This window comes from Bradyrhizobium sp. McL0615 (assembly GCF_049993905.1).
Classification (GTDB): Bacteria; Pseudomonadota; Alphaproteobacteria; order Rhizobiales; family Xanthobacteraceae; genus Bradyrhizobium.
This window is the reverse complement of sequence record NZ_CP188254.1, coordinates 6,609,187-6,624,697: the sequence shown is the minus strand read 5'-3', so window position 1 is coordinate 6,624,697 and position 15,511 is coordinate 6,609,187. Positions and strand designations below refer to the sequence as shown.

The window sequence follows — 15,511 nt, the reverse complement described above, 5'->3', positions numbered from 1 at the left end:
TGGAAAGTTGCTCGGTGTTATTTGGGAACTTCGATCGGCACCGCGCCCTGTGCGGCCTTCTCGGCGCTCAGGATCCAGACCAGCCCGCCGACCAGGCCGACGATGAACGACACTGCGCCGAAGAGCAGGGAGATGTTGACACCCTCGCTGGTCATCAGGCCGGCATAGCCGAAGGCCAGGCCCATGGTGGCCTCGCGGACGCCCCAGCCGGCAATCGAGATCGGCAGCATGGTGATCAGCATGACCGGCGGAATGAGCTGGAAGATCTGGCCGAACAACACCGGCGCGGAGATCGATTGCACCACGCACCAGGCGATGACGACAGCGAGCACATGCACCAATAGCGACAGCACCGCGACTTTCGGACCGTGAGCGCGGCTGAACAGCACGCGATTGGCGATGACCGAACAGGCGTGGATGTGGTGGGTGCCCCACCAGTGCTTCAGCCACGGCCATGGCAGCCGTCCGAGCACAAGAAACCCAAGGCCGCCGGCCAGCGCCGCGAAATCCACGAACAGCAAGGCCGACCTGCCGTGCGGATCGGTGATCAGGCGGTAGCTCCAGGGCAGGCTCGCGACGACGACGACCGCGAGCGCGATCAAGCCGATGGCGCGGTCGACGAAGATGGAATAGGTCGCGGCCCGCCAGCCGTGGCCGCTGCGCGCCACCAGCCACAGCCGCACGGCGTCCCCGCCGATCGAGGAGGGCAGCGTCTGGTTGAAGAAGGTTCCGATCACGTTGAAGCGCATCGCCTGCCTGGTCGGCAGCGGCGCGCCGCACTCCGCGCTGATCTCGCGCCATCGCAGCACACCGATGAATATCTGCAGGAACGTCACGGCAATCGCCACGCCGATCCAGCCCAGGCTGGAAACGTCGATGCGGGCGAAGAGCGCGGCAAGGTTGACCTTGTGGAGCGCGAAATACAGCAGCGCGGCCGAGACCAGTATCTTCAGCGTCGAAAACAGGATGCGGCGCATTTCGCCCGTGCCGGGTTTGAGAAGAGGTGCAAAAAGCGATGCAATTCGGCGCCTTGGTATGGTTTTCGGGCCGATCTGGCAATAGCAGGGCTGCTGGGTGTTGCAGCGGCCTCAGCAACGCAGGTAAAGAGGCCCAGACAAAGATTTCAGGCCTTGAGCGGCGCCTTCCAGGGATGCGATGACGGATCAACCCATATTGGTAACCGGAGCTGCGGGTTTCATCGGCTTCCACGTCGCTCGCCGGCTGCTCGCCGAAGGCCGTGCCGTGGTGGGCCTCGATAACCTCAATGATTACTACGATCCGGCGCTGAAGGCGGCGCGGCTGAATATCCTGCGCGCGGAGCGGGACTTTGCGTTCGAACAGATCGATCTCGCCGATCGCGCATCCATGGAACGCCTGTTTGCTGGGCACCGATTTGCCAAAGTCGTGCATCTGGCAGCGCAGGCTGGCGTGCGTTATTCGATCGACCATCCGCATGCCTATGTCGACGCGAATCTCGCGGGCTTCGTCAATGTGCTGGAGGGGTGCCGGCATCATGGATGCGGCCATCTGGTCTATGCCTCTTCATCGTCGGTCTACGGCGCCAACACCAAGATGCCGTTTTCGGTGGACGACAAGACCGACCATCCGGTGAGCCTCTACGCTGCCACGAAGAAAGCCAATGAGCTGATCGCGCATTCCTACAGTCATCTCTACCGTCTTCCTGTGACGGGTTTGCGATTCTTTACCATTTACGGCCCGTGGGGCCGCCCCGACATGGCAATGTTCATCTTCACCAAGGCCATTGTGGAGGGCACTCCGATACGGCTCTTTAACCATGGCAGGATGCGGCGCGATTTTACCTTTATCGAGGATGCGACCCGGGCCGTGTTGCGTCTGGTCGATCAGCCCCCGCGCGATGACGGCGCCGGGCCGCCTGCGAAAGTTTACAATGTCGGCAATAATCATCCGGAAGAGCTGACCCATGTGGTAACCGTTCTGGAGCGGGAACTGGGCCGTACGGCGATCAAGGAGATGTTGCCCATGCAGCCCGGAGACGTGACCGAAACTTTTGCCGACGTAACCGATCTGATGCGCGACACCGGCTTCAGGCCGCAGACCTCGATCGAGGATGGCCTCCGCGACTTTGTCGCCTGGTATCGGGACTTTTACAGGGTTTGAGATTGATGAACCGACGAATTATTCCCCTGATCATGTGCGGCGGCGCCGGAACGCGGCTGTGGCCGGCCTCGCGCGAGGTTCACCCGAAGCAGTTCCTGTCCCTGTTCGGGGCGCGCTCGACGTTCCAGGATACGCTGTTGCGGGTTTCCGATGCTGATCTGTTCGAACGGCCCGTCATCATCACCAACAACGCCTATCGCTTCATGGTGCTGGAGCAACTGGCGGAGATCGGACGCGAGGCCGACGTGCTGCTCGAGCCGATGCGGCGCGATTCCGGGCCTGCGATCGCAGCCGGCGCCGCCTTCGCAGAGGCGCGCGACAAGGATGCGATCGTGCTGGCGCTGGCCGCCGATCACGTGGTGAGCGACACGCCGGCTTTCCTCGCCGCCTGCCGCGAGGGACTGGCTGCCGCGGAAGCAGGGCACATCGTGACGTTCGGCGTGCAGCCCGAACGCGCCGCCACCGAATATGGCTACATCAATCCCGGCGAGGTTATTTCCGGCAAGGTCCGCGCGGTTGCGAAGTTCGTCGAAAAGCCGGATCCGGCAACGGCTGCTGACTATGTCGAGGCCGGCTATCTCTGGAACAGCGGCAACTTCATGTTCCGCGCCGCCGTGCTGACGGATGAATATCGCAAGGTCGATGCGGAAAGCGTCCAGGCCGTGAGCGATGCCGTGACGAAGGCGGGCACCGATCTCGGATTCGTCAAGCTCGACGAGGCCGCGTTCGGATCGGCGAAGTCGATCTCGATCGATTACGCCGTGATGGAAAAGACCTCGCGCGCCGCAGTCGTGCCGGTCGCATGCGGCTGGTCCGATGTCGGCTCCTGGCATGCGGTGTGGGAATTGTCCAGCAAGGACGGCGACGGCAACGCGGCGCGGGGGGCTGCGGTGTTCGAGGATTCCCGCAACTGCAACGTATCGACCGACCGCGCGCTGGTCGCGCTGGAAGGTGTCGACGATCTCGTGGTGGTCGCAACCCAGGACGCCGTCCTGGTGAGCCGGCAGAAAGATGCGAACGGGCTGAAGCGGCTGGTGGCGAAACTGAAGACGGTAGCGCCGCAGGTGACGGAAGATCACATCAGGGTGCACCGTCCCTGGGGATCCTATCAGTCGGTCGACAATGGCGATCGTCACCAGGTCAAGCGCATCATCGTCAAGCCGGGCGGGCGGCTCTCGCTGCAGAAGCACCACCATCGTTCCGAGCATTGGATCGTGGTGCGCGGAACGGCGCAGGTTACCGTCAACGAACTGGTCAAGACCGTGCATGAGAATGAATCGGTTTACATCCCGATCGGCGCGGTGCACCGGCTGGAGAATCCTGGCAAGATCCAGCTCGAACTGATCGAGGTCCAGACCGGCAGCTATTTCGGCGAGGACGACATCATTCGCATCGAGGACGACTACAAGCGCAGTTAGAGCGAACAGTAGTTTTACCGTCCCCGGCGGCTGTAATCGTTTGAATCAAAACGTGTCTAAAAACGGTCGATCGCGTTCGCCACGCCTGTGACGGCGTGCTAGAGGAACCGCCGGGGACGTTACCGGCGTACAATCCGCTCGAAGTCTGCTTTTGGGGTCGACAAATCATGAGTTCCAAAGGGTCCGCATCTGACGCGAAGGCCGATGCCGTGAGCAGCTTGCGCGTCGGCGTGGTCGGCGCGGGCGTGATGGGCAGCAACCATGCCCGCGTGCTGGCCGGTCTGCCCGGGGTGACGTTGGTCGGCATCGTCGATCCGTTGCCGGAGCACCGCGCGCGCGCCACCGCGCTGGTCGGCTGCCGCGCGTTTGCCGAGCTTGAGGAGCTGTTCGAGGAGGGCGTCGACGCCATCACCATCGCGGCGCCGACCCATCTGCATCACGAGATCTCGCTCGCCTGCATCACCCGCAACATCCACATCCTGGTCGAGAAGCCGGTCGCCTCGACGGTGGAGGAGGGGCAGGACATCGTCAACGCGGCGCGCAGTGCCGGCGTGACGCTGATGGTCGGCCACGTCGAGCGTTTCAATCCGGCGGTCGCCGCCATCAAGCAGGCGATCTCGGGCGAGGATATTCTTTCGATCGGCATCACCCGCGTCGGACCGTTTCCGCCGCGGATGTCCAATGTCGGCGTGGTGATCGATCTGGCCGTGCACGATATCGACCTGATCCGCTGGTTCACCGAATCCGACATCGTCGAGGTGCAGCCGCAGCTTTCCAGCGCGGTCGCCGAGCGCGAAGACATCGCGCTGCTGCAGTTCCGCACCGCCTCGGGCGTGCTCGCCCACATCAACACCAACTGGCTGACGCCGTTCAAGGCGCGTAGCGTCACGGTCGCGACCCGCGGCAAATATGTGATGGGCGATCTGTTGACGCGCCAGGTGACCGAGTGTTTCGGCTTCAAGCCCGACGGCAGCTATTCGATGCGGCATCTGCCGGTCGGCCATGACGAACCGCTGCGCGCCGAGCTGATCGCATTCCTCGATGCCGTCCGCACCGGCAATGTGCCTGCGGTTTCCGGCGATGAGGGTGTCGCCAGCCTCGAAATCGCGATCCGCTGCCTCGAGCAGCCCGCCAAGCCCGCGGCCTCCGCCGCGCGCAAGGGACCGCGCCGCATCGCCGGCTGAACTCTCAAATTCCGATCCAAGCAAGGCTCCATGAACCAGCACATGCGTCCAGAACCCGTTCCCTTCTATGATCTCGGCTCGCAGCGCCGGCGGCTCGGCACATCGATCGATGAGGCGATCTCGCGCGTGACCGGCCATTGCCTCTTCATCAACGGTCCGGAAGTGGCCGTGCTGGAAAAGGCCCTGGCGGATTTCTGCGGCGCCAGGCATGTCGTGAGCTGCGCGAGCGGCACCGACGCGCTTCTGATGGTGTTGATGGCCAGGGAAGTCTGCCCAGGCGACGCCGTCCTGTGTCCATCCTTCACGTTCTGTGCGACCGGCGAAGCGGTGGCGTTGACCGGTGCGACGCCGGTGTTTGTCGATGTCGACGCCGCAACCTACAACATGGATGCCGCCTCGCTCCGGCGCGGTATCGCGACGGCGAAGCAGCGCGGTCTGAAGCCTCGCGCCGTGATCCCCGTCGACCTGTTCGGCCAAAGCGCCGACCACGATGCGATCGCCGAGGTCGCGCAGGCCGAAGGCCTGTTCGTGCTCGATGACGCCGCCCAGGGTTTTGGCGCGAGCTACAAGGGCCGCCGGATCGGCTCATTGGGACTTGCGACCGCGACCAGCTTCTTCCCCACCAAACCGCTCGGCTGCTTCGGCGATGGCGGCGCCATCTTTACCGATGATGACGAACTCGCCGAGACCCTGCGCAGCATCCGCGTGCACGGCCAGGGTTCCGATAAATACGACAATGTGCGCCTCGGCCTGACCGGCCGCCTCGATACCATGCAGGCGGCGGTCCTGATCGAGAAGCTGAAGATTTTCGAGGACGAGATCGCCGCCCGCAACCGCGTGGCGGAGCGCTATGCGCGCGGCCTCGGCAATTTCGTGACGGTGCCGCAATTGGCTTCCGGATGCACCTCGATCTGGGCGCAGTACACCATCCGCCTGCCCGAGGGGACCGATCGCGACGGTTTTGCGGCGGCGCTGAAGGCGCAGGGGATTCCGACGATGGTCTATTATACCAAATCGATGCATCAGCAGACCGCGTACAAGGCGTTCCCGGTGGCGGACGGCGGACTGCCGGTGAGCGAAAAGCTCTCGGACGATGTCATCAGCCTGCCGATTCACGCCTATCTCGACGAGGCGGCGCAGGATCGCGTCATCGCGGCGGTGCGCGGCGCGCTCTCTTCCTGATTTCCCCGTCTGGCTAATATGCGCTAGAAGCGGCGCATGCTCGGACGCATCTTCACTGTTGGCGGTTACACGCTGCTCTCGCGGCTGACCGGATTCGCGCGCGACATCATGCTCGCCGCGATTCTCGGCGCCGGACCCGTCGCGGACGCGTTTTTCGTGGCGCTGCGGCTGCCCAACCATTTTCGCGCGATCTTTGCCGAGGGCGCCTTCAACGCCGCCTTCGTGCCGGCCTATGCGCATCTGCACGGCAAGAGCGAAGCGTCGGCAAAACTGTTCGCCGACCGCATCTTCACGCTGCTGTTTGCCGCTCAGGTAATTCTGCTTCTCGTGGCCTGGTGGTTCATGCCGGAAGTGATCGCCATTCTCGCGCCGGGGTTCAAGGACGACCCGGCGCGGGGTGAACTGGCGATTTCGCTGACACGGATCACGTTTCCGTATCTGCTGCTGATCACCCTGGTGACGCTGTACGGCGGCATGCTCAACGTGATGCATCGGTTCGCAAGTGCCGCCGCCGCGCCGATTTTTCTCAATCTGTCGATGATGGCGACGCTGGCGCTGGCCGCGTTCTTTCCAGGCGCGGGCTACGCCGCCGCATGGGGCGTCCTGCTTGCCGGGGTCCTTGAATTCCTGCTGCTGGCCGGCGATGCGGCAAGAAGCGGCATCCTGCCGAAATTCGCGCCGCTCAAGTTCGATGAAGACGTGCGCAAGTTCTTTCGGGCGCTGGGGCCTGCAACAATCGGCTCGATGGGAACGCAGATCGCGTTGTTCGCCGACACCATCATCGCGACCTTTCTGCCGGCGGGCGCGCTTTCGGCGCTGTATTACGCCGACCGTCTCAACCAGTTGCCGATCGGCGTGATCGGGATCGCGATCGGCACCGTGCTGCTGCCGGAAATGTCGCGGCGGCTCACCGCGAACGATGTCACTGGTGCGTCAGCCGCGCAGCGCCGCGCGTTCGAATTCTCGCTATTGTTTTCGGTGCCGTTCGTCGCCGCCTTCCTGACCGTGCCTGACGTCATCATGCGCGCGATGTTTGCGCGCGGCGCGTTCTCGAAGGCAGACGCCGCAGCCGCGGGCGCCACGCTGGCCGCTTACGCGATAGGCCTGATTCCGTTCGTGACCATCCGCAGCGCGGTCGCGACCTTCTACGCCCGCCACGACACCGCGACGCCGGTCAAGGCGGCGCTGACCGGCGTTGCCGTCAATGTGGCGCTGAAGGTCGCGTTGATGGGCGCGCTGGCGCAAATCGGCCTGGCGCTCGCCACCGCCATCGGGGCCTGGGTCAATCTGCTACTGGTGCTGTTCTTCGCGGTGCGGGCAGGTTACCTCGAACTCGACCGCGCCTGGATCACCTCGCTCGCCAAGTTCGCGGCGGCGGGTGTCCTGCTGGCCGCCGCACTTTGGGCCACCGCGCGATTCGCCAGCTTCTACTTCGCGCAAATGCACACCTTCCGGGACGAGACCGCGCTGCTGCTGCTGATCGCGGCCGGTGCCTTTGTGTACGGGGCCTTGATCCTGCTGCTGTTTGGCAGGGGGTGGATATTCACGTTGGTGCGCGATCGAACCCCTAAGCCATTGTAAGTAAATATCTCTATGGATTTCGACTCTTTCCGCGCCGGCTCGCGCCGCTCGCCACGAATGCTGCGAATGTGGACACGCGTTTCCACGACCACCTGATGCGCGTCGGTCTGAACTACGCCTTCGGCGGTCCGGTGATCGCGAAGTATTGATTTCGGCGTTATCTGCCTCCCGTAAAATCAAAAGCCCCGGCATCGTCCGGGGCTCTTTTGTTGTGCAGGCGCGAAAAGAGTTGCTGTCCGCAGGTGATTCGGCTGCGCGGGCACCCGGGCTGGCCGGCCGAAAGCGGTTTGCGCTGGGGCGCGAACCACTGCAATATGGAACGCTTCTAGAGTATGACCCGGAAAAGTGGGTACCGGTTTTCCGAAAGGGCCATGCTCAAACAAAAAAAAGATGGGGCGGATGACGGTTCCAAGAGGCGTCATCGTGCTCCCTGACAATTGGAGATACGATGGCAGCTCCCATCAAATTCGGCGTCGGTCAAAGCGTTCTTCGCAAGGAAGATGACGCGCTCATTCGCGGCAAGGGCCGCTATACCGACGACCATTCGCCACAGCCTGCGCTGCACGCGCTGATGCTGCGCTCACCGCATGCGCATGCCAAATTCACCATCAACGTCGCCAAGGCCCGCGGGATGCCGGGCGTATCGCTGATTCTGACTGCGGCCGAGGTCGGCGATCTCGGCGATCTGCCGTGCCTGTTCAACCTGGAAACCGATCCTTTCACCGGCCCGCCATACCCGATCCTCGCCAAGGACGAGGTGCGCCATGTCGGCGACGCCGTCGCCTTCGTGGTCGCCGATACTATCGACCAGGCCCGCGACGCGATGGAGGCGATCGACGTCAAATGGACGCCGCTGCCGGCGGTGGCAGGCCTTGCCAACGCCGTCAAGCCGGGTGCGCCGCTGGTCTGGGCCGACAAGCCCGGCAACGTGCTGTTCGATGTGCCGATCGGCGACAAGAAAGCGACCGACGCCGCCTTTGCGAAAGCGCATGCGGTCGCCGAAGTAACGATCGTCAACCCACGCGTCATCACCAACTTCATGGAAACGCGCGCAGCGGTGGCCGAATACGACGCCAAGCGCGATCATCTGACGCTGACCATCGGAAGCCAGGGCAGCCATCGCTTACGCGAAATCCTGTGCGGCATGGTGCTGAAGATGCCGATGGAGAAGATGCGGGTGATCTGCCCCGACGTCGGCGGCGGCTTCGGCACAAAACTGTTTCCGTATCGCGAATACGCGCTGATTTCGGTGGCCGCGAAAAAGCTGCGCAAGACCATCAAGTGGACCGCCGACCGCTCCGATCACTTCATGGGCGACGCGCAGGGCCGCGACAACGTCACCACCGCGAAGATGGCGCTGGCCGAGGACGGCAAGTTCTTAGGGATGGACGTCGACCTGATGGGCGACATGGGCGCCTATCTCTCGACCTTCGGGCCCTACATTCCGCATGGCGGCGCCGGCATGCTGCCTGGGCTCTACGATATCCAGGCCTTCCACTGCCGCGTCCGCACCGTGTTCACCAACACCGTGCCGGTGGATGCCTATCGCGGCGCCGGCCGTCCTGAAGCGGCGTACGTGATCGAACGGCTGGTCGACGCGGCGGCCCGCAAGCTCGGCATGACGCCGGATGCGATCCGGCGCAAGAATTTCATTCCGCCGAAGGCGATGCCCTACAAGACCGCGACCGGCAAGATCTACGATTCCGGCGACTTCACCGCGCACATGAAGCGCGCGATGGAAGTCGCCAACTGGAAGGAATTTCCGAAGCGCGCCAAGCTAGCGAAGAAGGCAGGCCTCGTGCGTGGCATTGGCCTCGCCAGCTACGTCGAGGTGTGCGGCACCATGGGCGAGGAGACCGCCAATGTCGCGCTCGATCCCAATGGCGACATCTCTATCCTGATCGGCACCCAGTCGAGCGGGCAGGGCCACCAGACGGCTTACGCGCAACTGGTCGCCGAGCAGTTCGGTGTGCCGCCGGAACGCGTCCACGTCCTGCAGGGCGATACCGACAAGATCGCCACCGGTCTCGGCACCGGCGGCTCGGCGTCGATCCCGACCGGCGGCGTCAGCGTCGAGCGCGCGACCCGCGACCTCGGGGCCAAGCTGAAGGAGATCGCGGCCGAGGCGCTCGAGACCAGCGCCGGCGACCTCGAGATCAGCAATGGCCTCGTGCGCATCGCCGGCACCGACCGCTCGATCAGCTTCGCGGATCTCGCGAAACGCCCGGGCGTCGATCCCTCGAAATTGAATGCGAGCGCGACCTTCGCGCAGGCCGACGGCACCTATCCGAACGGCACGCATCTGGCCGAAGTCGAGATCGATCCCGCTACCGGCATCATCAAGATCGTCAACTACGTCATCGTCGACGATTTCGGCGTGACGCTCAATCCGCTGCTGCTCGCCGGCCAGGTGCATGGCGGCGCGATGCAGGGGATCGGCCAGGCCTTGATGGAGCAGGCGGTGTACAGTTCTACTGACGGCCAGCTCGTCACCGGCACCTTCATGGATTACGCGATGCCGCGCGCGGCCGACGGCCCGTCATTCCACTTCGAGACGCACAACGTGCCGTGCACGACCAATCCGCTCGGCGTCAAGGGCGCGGGCGAGGCGGGCGCGATCGGTTCCTGCCCCGCGGTGGTCAATGCGATCGTCGAGGGCCTGTGGCGCGAATACAAGATCGATCACATCGACATTCCGGCCACGGCCGAGCGGGTCTGGATCGCGATCCGCGAGGCACAGAAACAGCATAATCTCTGATATTTTGTCGCATGCGGAATGATGTGCCGGATGCGGTGTTGGCAAAACAGGCAGGCTCGCGACGGTCGCGGGCCTGTGTTTTGAGCTTAAGAAGGGGCGAGCGAATGAAGCGAATGTTGGTGATCGCAGGAGCGTTGCTGCTGAGCGTTGGCGCAGGCATCGCTCAACAGGATGTGGTCAAGCAGACCCAGGCCGATATGAAGGGAAACGGCAAGGCCCTCGGCGGCGTGCTGACACCGATGGTCAAGGGTGACAAGCCGTACGACCAGGCGGCGGTCAATGAGGCGCTCAAGGTTCTCGGCGACACCGCCAAGAAGCTTCCGACCATGTTCCCGGAAAGCACCAAGGGCCTGAAGCCCGAGGGCGATTACAGTTCTTCGCCGAAGATCTGGGAAGACAAGGCCGGCTTCGCTGCCAAGATCGAGAGCTTCGCCAAGGTCGTGACCGAAGCCAAGGCGAAGATCAAGGATCTCGATTCGTTGAAGGCGACGGTGCCTGCCATCGGCAAGGAATGCGGGGGCTGCCACGAGACGTTCCGCCTCAAGAACGGCTAACTCAACAACGGCTGATCATTGGAGTCGCAGAAACAGGGCGGGTGCGCGAAGCCTCCGCCCTGTTTTTGTTGGCCGTCAGTCGGCGATCTACTTGGTCACCTGACCGCGGATTTCGCCACCCGGATTGGCTGCGGTGTGAATGTTGACGTAGTACTTGCCGGCCACGAGGTCCGCGGCCTGCGCATCGGTCAACGTCGCGCTGCCCTCGACCGGGCTCGATGTCGCATTCGGAATCGCGACCGCGACGCCGGCATTCTTGCCGGCTTCGGCGGGGCCGTGGAAATGCGCGGCGGTGGCCGGGCCGGACAGGCCGGAATAGTTCAGCTTCCAGCTCAGCTTCTTGCTGGCGGGATCGTAGTCGATGTCGGCAGTACCGGTAGCCGCGCTGGTGTTGGGCGGCACCTCGGCCTTGCCGTCGAGCGCAGCCTTCATTTTTTCGGCAAAGGCGGGCCCTGCAAAAGCAATCGCTGCCCCCAGCGCAAACGTGACGAGCATGGTCTTGTTCGACATGGTGGTTCTCCCTGTTGGCGTCAGCCTCAAAACAATGACTTTCCGGATTTATTCCCGAAACGCCGAGGGGCGCCTCGAAATTTCGTGGAAGCCTGTGGCGCAAAGTACGTTCATACTGATCATTGAGTTGCGACGCTTGATGACGGATCGGTGAATGCTGCGACGAATTCTCCTTGTCTTGATCCTGGCTGGCGCCGCCGGCCTCGGCATCTTCTGGTGGCTGACGGTCCCGGCGGTGGTTGCGCCGGCTTCGCTCGCTCCCCGTACGCCGAACCTCGCCAACGGCATCACAACGTTCAATGCCGGTGGCTGTTCCTCCTGCCACGCCGTTCCCAACCAGCCCGATCGGCTGAAGCTGGGCGGCGGGCTTGCCATGCCGTCGCCGTTCGGGACGTTCTACGTTCCCAACATCTCGTCCGATCCGACATACGGCATTGGCCGGTGGAGCGAAGCGGATTTCGTCACCGCGCTGCTCACGGGGACTTCGCCGGACGGCCAGCATTATTTCCCGGCCTTTCCCTATGCGTCCTACCAGCATGCGAGCGTCGAAGATGTCCGCGATCTCTTTGCCTATCTGAAGACGCTCGCGCCGGTGGCCGGCAAGCCGCGCGATCACGACGTGCCGTTTCCATTCAATATCCGCCGCAATGTCGGCGTCTGGAAATGGCTGTTCATGGACGGCAAGCCTTACACGGCGGACGCCTCGCATTCGGCGTTCTGGAATCGCGGCGCGTATCTCGTCAACGGTCTCGGCCATTGCGCCGAGTGCCACAGCCCGCGCAACTTCCTCGGTGGTATCGTCGCGGCGCAACGCTTCGCGGGCGGGCCCAATCCGGAGGGCGAGGGCTGGGTGCCCAACATCACCCAGAAGAGACTGGCCGAGTGGAGCGCGAAGGATATCGCCTACTTCCTCGAAACCGGGCAAACGCCTGATGGTGACACCGCCGGCGGATCGATGGCGCGCGTCATCAGGAACACCTCGCAATTGTCGCCGGAGGATCGCGCCGCGATCGCGGAATATCTGAAGTCGCTGCCGCCGGTCGAGGGACCGCCGCGGCCGAAGAAGGCAAAGGACGCCGAGAAGTCATGACCGGTGCGTTGCCGCCCGCGATCAGGGCGTCAAGGCGGCGGTGATCGGCGTTCGCCTCTCTGGCGGCGCAGGGGGCGCAGGCGGCAGGATCGCCAGCGGCTTGCGCAGAGCGGGCACAGGCGCGGCGATCTTGGCCCGCCGCGAGTCCGTGGCAGGCCTCGGTAGAGCGACTGCGACGAACGGGCGGTCGAGATCGCCGACCCGATACAGAACGATGCCGCGGTCGAAATTGGCGGTTGCGAAGCGCGGATAATATTGGATCCCGAGATTGTACGAGACGAATCCAGGGACAGGTTCGAAACGGCCGATAGAAGCGGCGCTTGCCTCTTTCGCTGTGGGCGCAACCGCCGATGTGCCGACGGCGCCAACGGTTGATACGTCTTCCTCGCGCTGGACGCGCGCTTCGTTCGAAGCGGCGATGTCAGGATGCAGCGCTGCGACGACCTGCGCTTCGCCGCCGATCCTGTCGCCGGCGATTTCCGCAGCACCTGGTGGTTTTGAAAACATTCCGAACAGGGCGTAGCCGCCGACTAGCACCGCCGAAATGACCGTTGCCGCCATGGTGTTGGAAGCAACCTTGCCGATAACCTCGTAGGTACGCACGGCCTTCGTGGCCGGCTCCGGCTGAAGCGCAATGGCGAGCAGTTCATCGTAGGTCTCGCGCTGCTCGGCATCGGTCAGGATGTCATAGGCGCGCATCAGCTCCCTGAACCGCAGCGCAGCATCGGGATTGTCGGGATTGACATCGGGATGAGTCGCCTTCGCGGCCTTGCGGAATGCGGTCCGCAAGCCCTCGGCATCATCGCTCGGAAGCGCCCCGAGCAAATCGTACAGCGTCCCCATGGTGGTACTCGCGACTATTTCCCCCTCGGAACGTCCCCCGCCGCGGAGCCCTCCGATTGACGACGCCCTAGATAATCAAAGATATCTAGGCGGTAAAATGATGCTCTTATGGCAAAAGCATGCAAATCCGCAGGGATGGTTAATGTATACCGGCCGTGTGACAGCTTCATAGGCGGCGGCAGGCGGCCAGCCCTGCGGCCTCTATCACAGCCGGTCGGCAGCCCTGAAGGAGCCGTCGTTCTGAATGACGGGGAGGAGGACTTTGGGGGCCTGTCTCGACAGGTCACAGTCGGGCGTGGGGGCGGCGACTCCATAAATCTGCCGGATGTGCGGCTGCCAGATTCCGCGATGCCTCCGACAGCGACCAAATTCTACCTCGCGGCGAGATGGATGCGATGCGCCTGCCGTGACGCCGAATGCTGCTGTGGTTTGCCGCGCCTAGCGCTTTTGGATACGTTGCGTTCAACCGTGCGATCCTTGCTTCCCTCGTCTAAAGAACAGATGGATCGCGCTCAGGAGGCCCTCAGGCATGGTTGCCCTCGGTCGTCACCGCGCGCTTGCACACGACGTCTGGAATGAATCGGCGGTCCGGGCGGTGATCGAAGAAATTGCGGCCGATGCCATCGCCCATTTCGATCCCGACACGTTCTGGCTGGGTCATCCAAGCGACGACGGCGTGGGAGACGGTAATCCCAGTTTCTACACGGGCGCGGCCGGTGTCATTTGGGCGCTGGATTATTTGCATCGAATTGGTGCTGTCCGCGTTGCTGAAGACTTTCGGCCTGTTCTGCCCCGGCTGCTGGAGCGGACGATCGACACCTTCGAAAACAATTCGCCTACCGATTACGGGAAGCATGGCTCGCTGCTCAAGGGCGACATGGGTGCGGCGCTGCTCGCCATGCGTCTCGCACCCACATCGAGCCTGGCTGATCTTGTGCATATGCGCGCAGAAGCAAATATGGGACTGCCGATCCGGGAGCTGATGTGGGGCATGCCGGGATCCATGCTGGCCGCAATCCACATGGCCGAGATGACAGGGGAAACGCGATGGTGCGGTCTGTTCGAAGCGCAGGCGGCCCGGCTGTTGGGTGCTCTCGAGGACACGCAGCAAGGTCGGCTCTGGACACAAGATCTCTATGGCGAGAACGACCGTTGGCTGGGGCCCGTTCACGGGTTTGCTGGCAACGTCATCCCGTTGTTGCGCGGGTGGGATTGGTTGACGCTGGCGCAGCAGGCGCAGGTGGCCGAATTTGTGCCGGAGACCCTCGCAGCGAATGCGTGGCGGTCTGAAATTGGGACAAACTGGGCCGCGAGAAGCAAGCGCGCGAAGCCACCCGCCTATTGTCAGCACTGTCACGGCGCGCCCGGAATGGTGACGACCTTTGCGGATGCGCCGTTCGCGACGCCTGAATTTGACGCCCTTCTTGTGGATGCCGGCCGCTTCACTTGGGCCGCCGGACCGCTGACCAAGGGCTCGAACCTTTGCCACGGTACCGGTGGGAATGGCTACGCATTCCTGAAACTCTACCGCCGCACGAACGACCCGGTCTGGCTCAACCGCGCGCGCCAATTCGCCATGACGGCCATCGTCCAGTATCGCGGCGCTCAGATGGCCGTTGGCCGTGGACGGTATTCGCTTTGGACCGGCGATGTCGGCCTTGCGATTTACCTTTGGGACTGCATCACCGAGGAGCCTCGTTTCCCGACGATCGACGTGTTCTGATCCGGACACGGCGACATGTCGGGGCGTAGTCCGAGCCACCGCAAAAGAGCGGATGACGCCTTCGGCTAATCCGCCCTCCAGCCCTTGAACAGCCTCCTGCCGGCCAATAAGATTGTTGGCAGGCCACGTTTTGGAGCGCGCCCATATGGCGTTGGATCTACTTCAATCCGGATACGCAACGCTCGCCTACGAGATTGCCGAAGAGAGGGCGTCGGCGCTCGGGCGGCTTGGACGGCGGCTGGAGGCCGCGCTGACGGCACTGGCCACATGTCCGCGGACGACCCATTCCGATCGAAAAATCCGCGATGGTCTGGTCGAGCAGGCGGGATATGCACTCTGGCTCTTCGTCGTGCAGCGCGAGGCCTGCGGTCTCAGAAAAATCGACCACGTGATACAGGTCTACGGGGTGCCGAACGAGGTGCTTGCCCGCATGGGGCCATTGGCCAGGCCGAGCATCCAACCGACGAAGACCGTGGGAGCTGAGGTAGCGCTGCCGCCGATGTTCTGAAAGCAGCCCTTCGCTGCGGAT

General features: G+C 63.4%; 13 protein-coding genes. 10 read left to right on the top strand and 3 right to left on the bottom strand.

Annotated features, from left to right (window positions below):
* Window positions 1–17: 17 nt before the first annotated feature.
* Window positions 18–977 carry a lysylphosphatidylglycerol synthase transmembrane domain-containing protein gene (locus ACPPVP_RS32055; RefSeq protein WP_426527592.1) on the bottom strand — a complete coding sequence of 320 codons (960 nt, stop codon included), beginning with the start codon at window positions 975–977 and terminating at the stop codon, window positions 18–20.
* Between the two features lie 178 nt (window positions 978–1,155).
* Here ACPPVP_RS32055 and ACPPVP_RS32050 point away from each other — a divergent pair, with 178 nt between their 5' ends.
* The 7 genes from ACPPVP_RS32050 (at window position 1,156) to ACPPVP_RS32020 (ending at window position 10,816) form a co-directional block, all read left to right on the top strand.
* On the top strand, window positions 1,156–2,139 hold the full coding sequence (locus tag ACPPVP_RS32050) for an NAD-dependent epimerase (RefSeq protein WP_426527591.1): 984 nt from the start codon (window positions 1,156–1,158) through the stop codon (window positions 2,137–2,139).
* A gap of 5 nt (window positions 2,140–2,144) precedes the next feature.
* Window positions 2,145–3,557: a mannose-1-phosphate guanylyltransferase/mannose-6-phosphate isomerase gene (locus tag ACPPVP_RS32045; RefSeq protein ID WP_426527590.1), complete on the top strand. Its 1,413-nt coding sequence runs from the start codon at window positions 2,145–2,147 to the stop codon at window positions 3,555–3,557.
* Between the two features lie 167 nt (window positions 3,558–3,724).
* On the top strand, window positions 3,725–4,741 hold the full coding sequence (locus tag ACPPVP_RS32040; protein WP_426527589.1) for a Gfo/Idh/MocA family oxidoreductase: 1,017 nt from the start codon (window positions 3,725–3,727) through the stop codon (window positions 4,739–4,741).
* A gap of 30 nt (window positions 4,742–4,771) precedes the next feature.
* The gene (locus ACPPVP_RS32035) at window positions 4,772–5,923 is read left to right on the top strand and encodes a DegT/DnrJ/EryC1/StrS family aminotransferase (RefSeq protein ID WP_426527588.1); all 1,152 of its coding nucleotides are present in this window, start codon (window positions 4,772–4,774) and stop codon (window positions 5,921–5,923) included.
* A 36-nt stretch (window positions 5,924–5,959) separates the two neighbouring features.
* Window positions 5,960–7,504, top strand: coding sequence for a murein biosynthesis integral membrane protein MurJ (gene murJ / locus ACPPVP_RS32030; protein WP_426527587.1), 1,545 nt, complete (start codon window positions 5,960–5,962; stop codon window positions 7,502–7,504).
* Between the two features lie 448 nt (window positions 7,505–7,952).
* Window positions 7,953–10,262 carry a xanthine dehydrogenase family protein molybdopterin-binding subunit gene (locus ACPPVP_RS32025; RefSeq protein ID WP_426527586.1) on the top strand — a complete coding sequence of 770 codons (2,310 nt, stop codon included), beginning with the start codon at window positions 7,953–7,955 and terminating at the stop codon, window positions 10,260–10,262.
* A 104-nt stretch (window positions 10,263–10,366) separates the two neighbouring features.
* Window positions 10,367–10,816, top strand: coding sequence for a c-type cytochrome (locus tag ACPPVP_RS32020; RefSeq protein ID WP_426527585.1), 450 nt, complete (start codon window positions 10,367–10,369; stop codon window positions 10,814–10,816).
* An 87-nt stretch (window positions 10,817–10,903) separates the two neighbouring features.
* Here ACPPVP_RS32020 and ACPPVP_RS32015 read toward each other — a convergent pair whose 3' ends face one another.
* Window positions 10,904–11,326, bottom strand: coding sequence for a CHRD domain-containing protein (locus tag ACPPVP_RS32015; protein ID WP_426527584.1), 423 nt, complete (start codon window positions 11,324–11,326; stop codon window positions 10,904–10,906).
* Window positions 11,327–11,480: 154 nt separating this feature from the next.
* Here ACPPVP_RS32015 and ACPPVP_RS32010 point away from each other — a divergent pair, with 154 nt between their 5' ends.
* Window positions 11,481–12,416 (top strand): c-type cytochrome, encoded by a 936-nt coding sequence (locus tag ACPPVP_RS32010; protein WP_426527583.1) that lies wholly within the window; start codon window positions 11,481–11,483, stop codon window positions 12,414–12,416.
* Window positions 12,417–12,437: 21 nt separating this feature from the next.
* Here the strand turns inward: ACPPVP_RS32010 and ACPPVP_RS32005 are convergent, their stop codons facing one another.
* Entirely contained in the window at window positions 12,438–13,259 is an 822-nt protein-coding gene (locus ACPPVP_RS32005) for a J domain-containing protein (protein WP_426527582.1), read from the bottom strand.
* Between the two features lie 529 nt (window positions 13,260–13,788).
* On the opposite strand from ACPPVP_RS32005, the gene ACPPVP_RS32000 reads away from it, so the two are divergent.
* On the top strand, window positions 13,789–14,982 hold the full coding sequence (locus ACPPVP_RS32000; RefSeq protein WP_426527581.1) for a lanthionine synthetase C family protein: 1,194 nt from the start codon (window positions 13,789–13,791) through the stop codon (window positions 14,980–14,982).
* 145 nt (window positions 14,983–15,127) lie between these two features.
* Entirely contained in the window at window positions 15,128–15,490 is a 363-nt protein-coding gene (locus tag ACPPVP_RS31995) for a DUF6665 family protein (protein ID WP_426527580.1), read from the top strand.
* Window positions 15,491–15,511: the final 21 nt, after the last annotated feature.

Coding starts and splice junctions, on each gene's coding strand:
- ACPPVP_RS32005 (WP_426527582.1), bottom strand. CDS start 13,259: ATGGGGACGCTGTACGATTTGCTCGGGGCGCTTCCGAGCGATGATGCC.
- ACPPVP_RS32050 (WP_426527591.1), top strand. CDS start 1,156: ATGACGGATCAACCCATATTGGTAACCGGAGCTGCGGGTTTCATCGGC.
- ACPPVP_RS32055 (WP_426527592.1), bottom strand. CDS start 977: ATGCGCCGCATCCTGTTTTCGACGCTGAAGATACTGGTCTCGGCCGCG.
- ACPPVP_RS32010 (WP_426527583.1), top strand. CDS start 11,481: ATGCTGCGACGAATTCTCCTTGTCTTGATCCTGGCTGGCGCCGCCGGC.
- ACPPVP_RS32040 (WP_426527589.1), top strand. CDS start 3,725: ATGAGTTCCAAAGGGTCCGCATCTGACGCGAAGGCCGATGCCGTGAGC.
- murJ (WP_426527587.1), top strand. CDS start 5,960: ATGCTCGGACGCATCTTCACTGTTGGCGGTTACACGCTGCTCTCGCGG.
- ACPPVP_RS32035 (WP_426527588.1), top strand. CDS start 4,772: ATGAACCAGCACATGCGTCCAGAACCCGTTCCCTTCTATGATCTCGGC.
- ACPPVP_RS32020 (WP_426527585.1), top strand. CDS start 10,367: ATGAAGCGAATGTTGGTGATCGCAGGAGCGTTGCTGCTGAGCGTTGGC.
- ACPPVP_RS32015 (WP_426527584.1), bottom strand. CDS start 11,326: ATGTCGAACAAGACCATGCTCGTCACGTTTGCGCTGGGGGCAGCGATT.
- ACPPVP_RS32000 (WP_426527581.1), top strand. CDS start 13,789: ATGGTTGCCCTCGGTCGTCACCGCGCGCTTGCACACGACGTCTGGAAT.
- ACPPVP_RS31995 (WP_426527580.1), top strand. CDS start 15,128: ATGGCGTTGGATCTACTTCAATCCGGATACGCAACGCTCGCCTACGAG.
- ACPPVP_RS32025 (WP_426527586.1), top strand. CDS start 7,953: ATGGCAGCTCCCATCAAATTCGGCGTCGGTCAAAGCGTTCTTCGCAAG.
- ACPPVP_RS32045 (WP_426527590.1), top strand. CDS start 2,145: ATGAACCGACGAATTATTCCCCTGATCATGTGCGGCGGCGCCGGAACG.